The sequence below is a fragment of the Pseudocitrobacter cyperus genome (assembly GCF_039889165.1).
In the GTDB taxonomy this organism is placed as follows: Bacteria; Pseudomonadota; Gammaproteobacteria; order Enterobacterales; family Enterobacteriaceae; genus Pseudocitrobacter; species Pseudocitrobacter cyperus.
Genome location: NZ_JAYMYY010000001.1, coordinates 799,169 through 811,811, shown reverse-complemented (window position 1 = coordinate 811,811; position 12,643 = coordinate 799,169). Strand labels below are relative to the sequence as shown.

The following is a 12,643-nucleotide window of genomic DNA, read 5'->3' as shown; positions in this document are numbered from 1 at the left end:
TGTCACCATTTCTCAGTACACTGCAACTTTGCTGGCAGGGTATTAACTTCCCACTGCCTGATATTCTGTATCATTTCTCAGCATCGACCAGATTATTCTCGCATTTTTGTTAGCGACCGCCACGGTCGTTTTATTAAATCCGCGACGTTCTTTCAACTGGTTAACCCACTAATTCAGATAGCCATCATTATTGTTCGTGGCAACCCTGACGACAGCACGGGCACCATTATTCATCAGCACCTGTCTGTCGCCAATCGAGTGCTGGCGTGGAACCAGACCAAGCCATGCAGCAAAGTGACGGCCATTCTTAAATTCAGTTCCTTTGCCAATAGCAGCAACAACGGCCGTGGCCGTTTTAGGACCAATGCCTTTAACTTTAGCGATACGCTGACAGGCTTCTGATTGCCTGAACACCGCCTCTATTTCTTTATCAAAAAAATTTATATGACGACCGAGATCGTCAAAGAGATCATAGAGTTCCGCAATCGTTCTGCGCATACGGGCACTTAACCCGTTTTCTGCATCCTCAAGGATCAGCGGAACGGCACGACGAACTCTTGAAACTGCCGCGCCGATAGTTATTCCCCGCTCAAGCAGCAGTCCCCTGATTTGACAAACGGTCGCAGTGCGGTGATTAACAATACGCTGCCTTGCCCGGTGCAAAGCCTGGATATCCTGCTGTTCCGGGCTTTTTGGCAGCACGAACTACATTGTCGGTTGCATCAGAGTCACTGCGATGGCCTGTGCATCATTACCGTCATTTTTTTGTCCACGGACAAAGGGTTTTACATACTGGGGGCTGATGACCTTTACGTTATGCCCTAATTTTTTCAAACTCACGCTGCCAGTAAAATGCCCCTGTGGATGCTTCGACACCAATCAGACAGGCCGGAATATTCGCCACCGTCTGGAGTCATTCTTTTCGGCCAATACGTTTTGAATAAACCGGCTTACCGGCCTGGTTTAACCCGCAGAGCTGAAAGACATTTTTAGCCAGATCAATACCCAGAAATACGATATTCATGATGGTTCTCCTGCTGAACGTATTTCGTACAGTTAACCGCAGAGGGAGGATGTAGTCCATCCCATTAACTGGAAGAAAAAACTTGCCGGTCTGGGCGTGACCGAGCTGCGGCGTCTGCGGCAACTGGAGGATGAAAATCAGCGGCTGAAAAAACTGGTGGCTGATCTGAGTCTGGACAAGGAGATGCTGCAGAAGGTACTGAAGCAAAAGTTCTGAGGCCGGCTCAGAAGCGCCAGGCGGTACATTTCCTGCGAGAGGCATATCGTATCAGCGACCGTCGGGATGTGGGTTGCTGATGCAGAGCAGAACTGTCTACCACTGGCAGAGTCGGCGTGACGATCGGGCAATAACACTGCGCATAAGGGAAATTGCGGAAACACGAATACGCTACGGCTGTCCGCGCATCCACGTCCTGCTGCAACGAGAAGGCTGGTTAATTAACTATAAGAAACACACCGGATTTATTGTCCGGAAGGCCTGAATTTGCGCAGGAAACGTCCCCGCAGGCATATCAGTGCGGCACACCGTCAGCAGCGTCCTACCCTGACGTACATCGATCAGTGCTGGAGTATGGATTTCGTGCCAGATAGTCTGTTTAATGGACGGCGCTTCCGGGCGCTGACTGTAGTGGATAATTGTTAGTCGGGAATGCCTGGCGATCCATGCCGGAAAATCATTGAAGGGTGAAGATGTGGTCCGGGTAATGGAAGCGCTGCGGGTGCTGGATAAGCGTCTGCCGGTACGTATTCAGACATATAACGGCAGCGAGTTTATCTCGAAAAGTCTGGATAAATGGGCGTATGAACACGGTGTGACGGTGGACTTCTCCCGCCCCGGAAAACCGACAGATAACCCGTTTATTGAATCGTTTAACGGAAGCCTGCGGGATGAATGCCTGAATATTCACTGGTTCCTGTCGCTGGAAGATGCGCAGGATAAACTCGAGAAGGGGCGCAGAGAATATAATCATGAGAGGACACATTCATCATTAAATGACATGACTCTGGCTGAATTTATCCGGAGCCTGCAAAAAAACGAAGATCTCCGATTTAGCACTGCATTGATTTTGGGCCAGGGTCAATTTGGACGGGATCTCAAAAAATGCATGGAACTAAAGCGGGTCTATTTACAGGGGCCAGTGTGGAACACTGCTATCTTCCCAAGGTTTGATTGTGGATGCGTCGGTGAATACACATAATGGAGGGGGTTCTTCAATTACGAAAGACACATTATTTAGCGGATGGAAACCGTAAATAGTATAGCCCCACTGCATAGTGGGGCTATATTTTAACCATTTATGATTTTATAAAAGTTGTACTTTCTCCCTAAGTACTCGCTCCCTTCGTATGATAAATGTCCTTTATCTCTATATATCATTACATTGTTTTCATAAGCATGACATTCATCATTATCACATATAAGTGATTCCATCATTACAACTTTTGCGATATGGCTTAGACTCGTTAAATTTTTCAGGACGCGCTCTGTTTCTTCGTCAAGGGTGGGGTGTTTGAAATTACAAATAGCCGGATTTCTACCAATTAAGTTCGATTTTTTTAAACATTGCCCGATATCGTACCCGCTTTCTGGCGTTGGTGAAATTATGACAACTTTTTTTCCAAGATTAGTGATTTTTTCTATTGTAGCTTCAAGAATCTTAAGCGATTGCGCAGAGGTTATATTGACGGTATGATCATCGCTGTTTACGGCTACATAATCACGTCCCAACTGAACAAATGGTGATGATAAAACCACTGTTTTCACAGAATCAGTTCTTTTAATATAATCAAACACTTTATTGTTTGAATCAATGCAATTTTTAGCACCAAATACGGTTCCGGCTGAAGAATACCCCAACACAGGGGAACATTGAGATATTGTAAACTGTATCAACTTAGCATTTTCATTTGATGATGTTATAGCTTTAGCCATTTGCATAGCGTACGAATCACCCCACAATACTATCTCAGGTTGATCGCTGGTTCTGCATTCTTTTGCCAGAGTAAACGCTTTCTCACAAACCTTGTTTAGGCCTAAATTGCCACGCAAGCGATAGTTAAGAGCGCTCTGTAATTCGTTTTTCCCTGATATATCGTACTTGGCATTCAAAAATAGAAGAAGTGATGAACATGTTATTAATGAAAAAGCACATACGATACTGTAAGTAAAAATTGATTTCTTACTGAATTTCTCTCTTTTCCTAAAAGGAGTTTCAATATATTTCCATGTGAAATAAGACAATGTTAGTGTCAGAATTATGAAAATAACCATTGTCATGGTCTTAGGTTCAGAAATATCTCTATTCCTGGCCAGCGAAAATATTGGTTGATGCCACAAGTATGCGCTGTAACTGATTAGGCCAAGCATTGCCACAGGTTTAATTGATAACAATTTACCAACCGCGTTTTTATTTGTAGCAAAAAGTAAAATAAGTGCTGAACCAATGGTAGGTATTAGTGTATATGCGCTAGGGTAGGGATAGCCTTTATTCAGGAAAAATATTGATATTATTAACAGCAGCAATCCTGTCAAACTAAACGCAGATGCTTTATTTTCAAAAAAAGCGATCTTTCTCCCTGTGTAATAGAAGGCACACATAGAACCGATAAGAAGCTCCCACGCCCTGGTGTGCAACAAATAGAATGTGTTTGTTGGGGATGTGACAGACCCAATTTGTGCAAGCACGAGACTTACAATAGAGATTGTTAGTATGATAATAACAGATGTTTTTTTCCCAAATCGCCAAAGCGCACACAGAAGTAAAGGGAAGAAGATATAATACTGTTCTTCTACAGCTAGGGTCCACGTATGGAGTAATGGTTTAAGTTCTACATTTGGAGCAAAATACCCACTTTCGCTAGCAAAGAGAAAGTTTGATGTAAAGGTTAAAACTGCAATGATACTTTTTAGGAAGCTATCAAAATCAGATGGTAATAGCCAAAGATATGCGAATGGAGAAATAATCACTACAACAAAGAATAGAGCTGGAAGTATGCGTCTAGCCCTTCTTTCATAGAACCTTACTATACTGAAGTCACCGCCTTGTAACTCTTTGATAATTATTCCGGTTATTAAAAACCCGCTAATAACGAAAAATATATCAACACCAACGAACCCACCTGGCAAAAGAGATGGGAATGCGTGATAAATAATAACAGCTAAAACAGCTATTGCTCTTAAGCCATCTATTTCAGTTCTGTATTTTAACATCCTAAAATCACCATTGATTGTCACTCAAGGAAAGATATCATCATATCACCTTATGATCGATGCTCCGGAGTGCGACGACTCCTCACATCTTCTCATCCAAATGATCCACCACCCCTGTATCATTTATCTGCGGGCATCGAGATATGCAGACCTGTTGTGGTCGAAGACTTGAACGTGAACCTTGCGTTTGCAAAGAGCCAGAATGCCACCGCCGCGACGAACCCTGCAAAGTTCGCCAATGCCTGACTTGTGAATAGTGCATACACGCAAATACCAAACACAACCCAGTGAATTAGCGTGTTTAAAACGCCAATCGATGTGTACTTAGCAAAAAGTTTTAACATTAGAAAAATCAGTCAATTCTGAGAAGGCAGAAGTTTAGCACCAACAGACAACTTGATCGACAATGCCGACAGATACTGTATTAATATACAGCACCTGTCGGAGATCATCATGGGATTCCCAAGTCCAGCTAAAGACTACATTGAACGCACGCTAACCATAGAGACAATCTGCGGCGTCACGGCTAACAGCCTGGTGTTTGAGACATCGCATGGACTCGCGGTGATTGAGAAGGGAATGAAGCCGGCGCCGGAGAGCACCTACCTGATTTCATATTCAGGAGGTTGTCACTTTGCCAAACGCAGAGGTGATGCGCTTATAACGGTAGATGGTGAAGTTCTGGAGGGTGAGGTACTTGATGAGGCGGATGTGAAGGGAGTTTTGACGCATCTGATTAACCGGTCTACCAATGACGATAACCCGGTGATCTGACGTTTTTAAGGGCGAAAACTTTGAGAAATTCTGAAAGTAGGATGAGGTAACTTACTGAATTAGTAATGTGTGTTAATTGCACAATAGTCTCAGTTTCGGCGTTAAGTGTTTGATCGTAATTGAAAGAGGACAGGTCTCGTAAACCGGTCTTATTCGCCGTAGATAGCCTTAATAGCTTTCCCCAAAATGAAAAGCAACGGTCTGAAAACATTAGAGATTTTTTAAAACTCAAGATCAAATAAAATCAGCCAGAAACTAAATGTAACTGGCTGATTTTTATGCTTAAGTTAATTTTTCAGGCATCCTGCTTATGAAAAAGCTCGCGGAATACCGGGTAAATATCTTCCTGATCGCGAATATGCTGCATCGCGAAATTTTCAAACGTTGCCTGCAAATGTTCATATTCTCGCCACAGCGTTTGGTGCGCCCGGCGGGTGATTTCGATATAGCTGTAGTAACGGACGACCGGCAAAATTTTCTTCGCCAGCAGCTCGTGACACAACGGGGAGTCATCGGCCCAGTTATCGCCATCAGAGGCCTGGGCGGCATAAATATTCCACTGTGCAGGGTTATAACGATCTTTAACGACCTCATCCATCAGCTTCAGGGCGCTGGAGACAATGGTGCCGCCGGTCTCCTGCGAGTAGAAAAACTCATGCTCATCGACTTCTTTCGCCTGGGTATGGTGGCGAATATAGACCACTTCAACGTTTTTATAGGTTCGGCTCAGGAAGAGGTAGAGCAGAATATAAAAGCGTTTAGCCATATCCTTGGTGGCCTGATCCATCGAACCTGATACGTCCATCAGGCAGAACATCACGGCCTGGCTGGTGGGTTCTGGCCGTTTTTCGTAATTTTTGTAGCGAAGATCAAACGTGTCAATAAACGGTACGCGATCGATTTTCGCCCGCAGTTCGGCAATTTCTTTACGTAACCGCTCCTCTTCCAGCAACTGCGCGGGCTCGCTTTTCGCGACGATTTCCAGGCTAGTTTCCAGTTCATGCAATTCCCGCCGTTTACCCGCCGTCATGGCAGTACGCCGCGCCAGTGAGTTTTGCAGCGAACGTACCACGCTGATGTTGGCCGGTACGCCGTTAGATGTAAAACCAGCCCGGTGGGTTTTATATTCGGTCAACTGGCGTTGTTGATTTTTCTTCAGATTTGGCAGCGCCAAATCTTCAAATAGCAGATCCAGATACTCATCTTTTGAAATCTGGAAAACGAACTCATCCAGTCCCTCGCCATCGGGACTGGCCTGGCCCTGGCCGCTTCCTCCGCCGCCACCGCCCCCTTGCGGGCGTTCGATACGGTCATTTTGCACAAAATGGTCGTTACCGGGGTGTACCCGGTGGCGAAGACCACCGCGTCCCTGATGGAACATCGGCTCATTGATATCATCCGTGGGAATGGAGACAGATTCGCCGCTGTCTATGTCGGTAACCGAACGCTTATTGATGGCCTCGGAAATCGACTGTTTAATCTGCGCTTTATAACGGCGCAAAAAGCGCTGGCGATTCACCGCGCTCTTATTTTTACCGTTAAGACGCCGGTCTATAAACCAGGTCATATTTCCCCTCCCGTACTGCCAACTTTACGCAGTGTGCATAGTGCCGGAAAAGCGCATACGCTTATCCGGCCTGTGCCGCATGTTTTGTAGACCCGGCAGACCTCAGCGCTGCCGGGCTTCCATCATGACGATTTACGAACGCGCAGATACCATTCACACAGCAGGCGCACCTGTTTACGGGTGTAGCCTTTCTCCATCATGCGGTCGACAAAGTCGTCGTGTTTCTTCTGCTCGTCGGTTGAGGTTTTGGTATTGAACGAGATAACCGGCAGCAACTCCTCGGTATTGGAGAACATTTTTTTCTCAATAACCGTGCGCAGCTTCTCGTAGCTGGTCCAGTTTGGATTACGCCCGTTGTTATGCGCTCTGGCGCGCAGCACAAAGTTGACGATTTCGTTACGGAAGTCTTTCGGATTGCTGATCCCGGCAGGCTTCTCGATTTTCTCCAGTTCGGCGTTCAGTGATTCCCGGTCAAACAACTGTCCGGTATCCGGGTCACGATACTCCTGATCCTGGATCCAGAAATCTGCGTAAGTGACATAGCGGTCGAAAATGTTCTGACCGTATTCGGAGTAGGACTCCAGATAGGCGGTCTGAATTTCTTTACCGATAAACTCCGCATATTTCGGGATCAGATACCCTTTGAGAAATTCCAGATAGCGCTCCGCCTGCTCCTGCGGGAACTGCTCGCGTTCAATCTGCTGCTCCAGCACGTAGAAGAGATGCACCGGGTTGGCTGCGACTTCGGCGTGGTCGAAGTTGAATACGCGCGACAGGATCTTAAAGGCAAAGCGGGTGGATAGCCCGTTCATCCCTTCATCAACCCCGGCATAATCACGGTACTCCTGGTAGGACTTCGCTTTCGGGTCAGTATCTTTCAGGCTCTCCCCATCATAGACGCGCATTTTCGAGTAGATGCTCGAGTTTTCCGGCTCTTTCAGGCGCGACAGAATCGAGAAGCGCGACAGGGTTTCCAGCGTGCCGGGCGCGCAAGGCGCATGTACCAGCTCACTGTGATTAAGCAGTTTTTCGTAAATCTTGATCTCTTCCGAAATCCGCAGGCAATAAGGCACTTTGACGATGTAAACACGGTCAAGGAATGCCTCATTATTTTTGTTATTACGGAACGTCACCCACTCCGATTCGTTCGAGTGCGCGAGGATAATGCCGTTGAACGGCAGGGCGGAGAGGCCTTCAGTACCGTTGTAGTTCCCCTCCTGGGTGGCCGTCAGCAGCGGGTGCAGCACCTTAATCGGCGCTTTGAACATTTCGACGAACTCCATGATCCCCTGGTTGGCGCGGCACAGGGCACCGGAATAGCCGTAGGCATCTGGATCGTTTTGCGCGAAGTGTTCCAGTTTGCGGATATCCACTTTACCGACCAGTGCGGAGATATCCTGGTTATTCTCATCGCCCGGCTCAGTTTTAGCGATCGCCACCTGTTCCAGAATGGAAGGCCATACTTTAACGACGCGGAATTTGGTGATGTCGCCGCCAAATTCATGCAGACGTTTTGCCGCCCACGGGGACATGATGGTGCCAAGATAGCGGGAAGGCACGCCGTACTCTTTTTCCAGAATCTGCGCATCTTCCTGCGGGTTAAACAGGCACAGCGGATGGTCGTTTACCGGGCTGCGTTCACCATTGGCGCTCAGCACGTAAATTGGCACCCGCTGCATCAGCGATTTCAGTCGCTCCGCAAGGGATGATTTACCACCACCTACCGGGCCCAGTAAATAGAGGATCTGTTTCTTCTCTTCCAGTCCCTGGGCGGCGTGCTTCAGGTAGGAGACGATTTGCTCAATCGCATCTTCCATACCATAGAACTCTTCAAACGCCGGATAGCGTCCAATGACGCGGTTCGAAAACAGACGGGAAAGCCGTGGCTCAAGGGCAGTGTCAACCATTACTGGCTCACCAATAGCCATTAATAGCCGTTCTGCCGCATTAGCATAGGCACTGCGGTCTTGCCGACAAATGGTAAGAAACTCCTGCAGTGTGAACTCTTCGTCCTTGGCAGCTTCATAACGCTGGCGATAGTGATCGAATATATTCATGGCATGCCGTCCTTTCGTCTTTTTTAGCACAGGTGGTTAAGAGCCGTTCGTATGAATAGTGGAGGCTCCCGGAAGCGGTCTGGCGCACGACGCTCGCTGTTAATCCTGCAACCGAACTCCCCGGTTGATGGACAATTTACGAAAACGTGCCTTGCGATGACGACTTCTAAAAATAAGCGTAGATGGCATTTGCAAAACTTGCATGCTGGCAAAAACTAATTTCAATGACATATCAATAACTCATCAAAAAATACGGTCATTTATTCTTTTTAACTGGATAAGGGATTTCTTTCTTCTGTCACCTGTTTGCAAGCGTGCTGTCATCAATTTCCGGGACAATATCGAGCCATATTGTGCCATTCCAGGTAAAAAGTTTGTGATAAGCGAACCTGACGGGTAAACTTCCGCCGCTGATAAGTTGAAAAAGGAATAAAGGATTGTGAATAAAATCAAACTTCTGACGCTGGGCGTGTTGTTGGCTACTTCTGCAACTGCCGTGCAGGCTGAAAGCAAACTGACCCTGGGGGCAGGCGTTGGTGTCATTCAACATCCCTATAAACAGTACAGTAGTGATGTGGTGCCTGTGCCGGTCCTGACCTATGAAAGCGACAACTTCTGGTTCCGTGGTCTGGGCGGTGGTTACTATCTGTGGAACGACGGTACCGATCAGCTCTCCCTGACGGCCTACTGGCTGCCGACGTACTTCAAACCGAGCGATAGCGACAGCCATAAACTGCGCCGCCTCGATAGCCGTCACTCCACGATGATGGCGGGACTCTCCTGGTTCCATCACACTCAGTACGGTTCTCTGCGCACCACGCTTTCCGGCGATACGCTGGATAAAAGCAATGGTCTGATTTGGGATCTGGGCTGGATATACCACTACACCAACGGCAACCTGACGTTGACGCCGGGCATTGGTGTGCAGTGGAGCAGCGACAATATGAATGACTATTACTATGGCGTGTCGAAGAAAGAGTCGCGCAAAAGTGGCCTGCGTGACTACAGCGCCGATGGCGGCTGGAACCCTTATCTGGAGCTGAGCGCGAACTACCGCTTCCTCGGCAACTGGAGCGTATACGGCACCGCGCGTTATACCCGCCTGTCAGATGAAGTTACCGATAGCCCAATGGTGGACAAAAGCTGGACCGGTCTGCTTTCAACCGGGATCACTTACACCTTCTAAGCGACAGAATAAATCTCTGAGCCCGCCACTGGCGGGCTTTTTTGTGTGCGGAAACCCCCGCGCAAATCGCGGGGTTTCACTCAGCCTTTCACAACCTTAATGGTCTGGCTTAAACGAGACGGTTTATCTGCCGTCGCTTTCTGCGTTTTGCTGGCGCAGGCGGTTTCAACGCAAACGAAGGTTTTATAACCGTCATCCGGCATATCGCCCATGCTGACAGAGAGCGCCGGGCCCGGGTTCCAGCCGACAACGTCCGGGTTATGGTGATGAACTACCTGAATATTGCGGTTCAGCGCTGTATCGTGGATGACGCTGCACGACTCCGGATTCAGGTACACGCGGTCGGTACGATCCGGGAAAGTCTGAACGCCGTCGCTCAACACGCCTTCTTTGGCATCGTTCACTTTATCGATAAAGCGATCGCCAAGCCCGCTCACTTTGACCGCGTGAATATCGCCGACGTTGAAGTAAGTGTGCAGCGCGCTGGTGGTTTCAAACTCACCATGGGCTTCCAGCTCGATTTCACAGGTTTTACCCAGTTTAAAGCGGGCGAGCAGGGTGAAATCGTGCGGCCAGTATTTGCGGGATGCATCGCTGCTTTGCAGCTCGAATGTCAGCACTACACCGTTATCATCTTCGTTGTGCGCCTTCAGCGCCCACGGCAGGTTGCGGGCAAAACCGTGTGACGGCAAACCCTGCTGCGCTGCCGGGCCAAACCACGGCCAGCAAACAGGAACGCCGCCGCGTAGTGCAACACCGGTTTTGAAGGGGGTGTTATTGCTCAACCACAGCACATCGGCTTCGCCACTGGGTTTCCAGGAAAGCAGGTGAGCGCCTTGTAGCGCAACAGACGCCTTAACCGCCGGGTGATCAACAACGATAATTTCCAGCTCATCAAGCTGGCGACGGGAGAGCACAGGGGTAAGTTGTTCGATTACCGGAAGTGCAAAAATTTTATTAATCATTACGCAATCCTTCTTTTCAAACAAAAAAAAGAGCGACCGAAGTCGCTCTTTCAGATTACTGTTTCATCTCAACTTATTTGGAGATGTGAGCAATCAGATCCAGAACTTTGTTGGAGTAACCGGTTTCGTTGTCGTACCAGGATACCAGTTTCACAAAGTTGTCGTTCAGTGCGATACCTGCTTTAGCATCGAACACAGAAGTGCAAACTTCGCCGTTGAAATCGGTAGAAACAACGTCATCTTCGGTGTAACCCAGAACGCCTTTCATTGCGCCTTCGGAAGCAGCTTTGATTGCTTTCTTAATTTCTTCGTAAGAAGCAGCTTTTTCCAGACGAACGGTCAGGTCAACAACGGATACGTTCGGAGTCGGAACGCGGAACGCCATACCAGTCAGTTTGCCATTCAGTTCTGGCAGTACTTTACCTACAGCTTTAGCAGCACCGGTAGAGGACGGGATGATGTTCTGGGATGCGCCGCGGCCGCCGCGCCAGTCTTTGTGAGACGGGCCATCAACGGTTTTCTGAGTAGCGGTGGTCGCGTGAACAGTGGTCATCAGACCTTCGATGATACCGAAGTTGTCGTTGATAACTTTTGCCAGCGGTGCCAGGCAGTTAGTGGTGCAGGATGCGTTAGAAACGATGTCCTGACCTTCGTATTTGTCAAAGTTAGCGCCTTTAACAAACATCGGGGTGTTGTCTTTGGAAGGGCCAGTCAGAACAACTTTTTTCGCGCCAGCAGTGATGTGCTTACGAGCGGTTTCGTCAGTCAGGAACAGGCCAGTTGCTTCAGCAACAACGTCAACACCAACTTCGTCCCATTTCAGGTTAGCCGGATCACGCTCAGCGGTAACACGGATTTTTTTACCGTTAACGATCAGATGACCGTCTTTCACTTCAACGGTACCGTTGAAACGGCCGTGAGTGGAGTCATATTTCAGCATGTATGCCATGTAGTCAGCGTCTAACAGATCGTTGATTGCAACGATTTCGATGTCAGAACGTTCCTGAGCAGCACGGAAAACAATGCGACCGATACGGCCAAAACCGTTGATACCTACTTTGATAGTCATATATTCCACCAGCTATTTGTTAGTGAATAAAAGGTTGCCTGTAAAATTACAAAAACCTTACGCAGCGTCAAGCGGAATCGTGTCAATCATTGCGACAAATCAATCCTCAGTACAACCTTTGCGCGATTGAATGCCTCACTCTCCCTTTGAGCTTGAAACCACATGAGGGCGGCGCGGCGAATTTTAAAGGTTGCAGCAGATAAAAATGTGAAATGCATCACAATTAACCGGGCGCTTTTTCTCAACGAGTAAGTTTAGAACAAAAGTGGATACCTCATTGTTAATGTTTTGTTAGAATCGAAGTTGAGATGTACTTTCCAAAGCGAGATGTGAACAAAATGGCGACGAAACCCACCCCTGAAGAACTCAAAAAAAACTTAAGCGAAATGCAGTTCTACGTCACACAGAATCACGGTACTGAACCGCCATTCACCGGGCGTTTGCTGCATAATAAGCGTGACGGGATTTATCACTGCTTAGTGTGCGATGCGCCGCTGTTTCAATCCGAAAGCAAGTACGATTCCGGCTGTGGCTGGCCAAGTTTTTACGAGCCGGTGAGCGATACGGCGATTCGCTATCTCAACGACTACTCACATGGTATGCAACGTACTGAAATCCGTTGCGGAAACTGCGATGCGCACCTTGGACACGTCTTCCCGGATGGGCCTCAGCCGACAGGTGAACGTTTTTGCGTCAATTCGGCGTCACTGAGCTTCACGGATAACGAAAAAGGTGAATCAACCAAAGGTTGAAAAAACGATTCAGCAAATTATTCCTTCACAGTCGGAGTC

The 12,643-nt window shown here is 47.9% G+C and carries 8 protein-coding genes and 3 pseudogenes; 4 read left to right on the top strand and 7 right to left on the bottom strand.

What is annotated here, in order from left to right; translation table 11 throughout:
* Window positions 1-42: 42 nt before the first annotated feature.
* A pseudogene (locus VSR74_RS03950) lies at window positions 43-1,024 on the bottom strand (IS110 family RNA-guided transposase).
* A 66-nt stretch (window positions 1,025-1,090) separates the two neighbouring features.
* On the opposite strand from VSR74_RS03950, the pseudogene VSR74_RS03945 reads away from it, so the two are divergent.
* A pseudogene (locus VSR74_RS03945) lies at window positions 1,091-2,069 on the top strand (IS3 family transposase); the annotation flags it as partial.
* A gap of 242 nt (window positions 2,070-2,311) precedes the next feature.
* Here VSR74_RS03945 and VSR74_RS03940 read toward each other — a convergent pair.
* Window positions 2,312-4,234 carry an acyltransferase family protein gene (locus tag VSR74_RS03940; protein WP_347793496.1) on the bottom strand — a complete coding sequence of 641 codons (1,923 nt, stop codon included), beginning with the start codon at window positions 4,232-4,234 and terminating at the stop codon, window positions 2,312-2,314.
* 152 nt (window positions 4,235-4,386) lie between these two features.
* Window positions 4,387-4,578: pseudogene (locus VSR74_RS03935) on the bottom strand (GtrA family protein); the annotation flags it as partial.
* Between the two features lie 109 nt (window positions 4,579-4,687).
* On the opposite strand from VSR74_RS03935, the gene VSR74_RS03930 reads away from it, so the two are divergent.
* Window positions 4,688-5,008, top strand: coding sequence for a hypothetical protein (locus VSR74_RS03930; protein WP_347793495.1), 321 nt, complete (start codon window positions 4,688-4,690; stop codon window positions 5,006-5,008).
* Window positions 5,009-5,303: 295 nt separating this feature from the next.
* On the opposite strand, the gene VSR74_RS03925 is transcribed toward VSR74_RS03930, so the two are convergent.
* Together VSR74_RS03925 and yeaG are read right to left on the bottom strand one after the other, a co-directional pair.
* The gene (locus tag VSR74_RS03925) at window positions 5,304-6,575 is read right to left on the bottom strand and encodes a YeaH/YhbH family protein (protein WP_347793494.1); all 1,272 of its coding nucleotides are present in this window, start codon (window positions 6,573-6,575) and stop codon (window positions 5,304-5,306) included.
* Between the two features lie 122 nt (window positions 6,576-6,697).
* Window positions 6,698-8,632: a protein kinase YeaG gene (yeaG, locus tag VSR74_RS03920; protein WP_347793493.1), complete on the bottom strand. Its 1,935-nt coding sequence runs from the start codon at window positions 8,630-8,632 to the stop codon at window positions 6,698-6,700.
* A 439-nt stretch (window positions 8,633-9,071) separates the two neighbouring features.
* Between yeaG and VSR74_RS03915 the strand changes: the two genes are divergently transcribed.
* Entirely contained in the window at window positions 9,072-9,818 is a 747-nt protein-coding gene (locus VSR74_RS03915) for a MipA/OmpV family protein (RefSeq protein WP_347793492.1), read from the top strand.
* Window positions 9,819-9,898: 80 nt separating this feature from the next.
* On the opposite strand, the gene VSR74_RS03910 is transcribed toward VSR74_RS03915, so the two are convergent.
* The gene (locus tag VSR74_RS03910; RefSeq protein ID WP_347793491.1) at window positions 9,899-10,783 is read right to left on the bottom strand and encodes a D-hexose-6-phosphate mutarotase; all 885 of its coding nucleotides are present in this window, start codon (window positions 10,781-10,783) and stop codon (window positions 9,899-9,901) included.
* Between the two features lie 73 nt (window positions 10,784-10,856).
* On the bottom strand, window positions 10,857-11,852 hold the full coding sequence (gene gapA, locus VSR74_RS03905) for a glyceraldehyde-3-phosphate dehydrogenase (protein ID WP_286630155.1): 996 nt from the start codon (window positions 11,850-11,852) through the stop codon (window positions 10,857-10,859).
* Between the two features lie 338 nt (window positions 11,853-12,190).
* On the opposite strand from gapA, the gene msrB reads away from it, so the two are divergent.
* Complete coding sequence (gene msrB / locus VSR74_RS03900; protein WP_347793490.1) at window positions 12,191-12,604, top strand: peptide-methionine (R)-S-oxide reductase MsrB; 414 nt, start codon at window positions 12,191-12,193, stop codon at window positions 12,602-12,604.
* Window positions 12,605-12,643 lie beyond the last annotated feature (39 nt).

Bases quoted from the DNA above. Each gene is read 5' to 3' on its own strand.
- yeaG (WP_347793493.1), bottom strand. From the start codon at position 8,632: ATGAATATATTCGATCACTATCGCCAGCGTTATGAAGCTGCCAAGGAC.
- VSR74_RS03930 (WP_347793495.1), top strand. From the start codon at position 4,688: ATGGGATTCCCAAGTCCAGCTAAAGACTACATTGAACGCACGCTAACC.
- VSR74_RS03940 (WP_347793496.1), bottom strand. From the start codon at position 4,234: ATGTTAAAATACAGAACTGAAATAGATGGCTTAAGAGCAATAGCTGTT.
- VSR74_RS03925 (WP_347793494.1), bottom strand. From the start codon at position 6,575: ATGACCTGGTTTATAGACCGGCGTCTTAACGGTAAAAATAAGAGCGCG.
- msrB (WP_347793490.1), top strand. From the start codon at position 12,191: ATGGCGACGAAACCCACCCCTGAAGAACTCAAAAAAAACTTAAGCGAA.
- VSR74_RS03910 (WP_347793491.1), bottom strand. From the start codon at position 10,783: ATGATTAATAAAATTTTTGCACTTCCGGTAATCGAACAACTTACCCCT.
- gapA (WP_286630155.1), bottom strand. From the start codon at position 11,852: ATGACTATCAAAGTAGGTATCAACGGTTTTGGCCGTATCGGTCGCATT.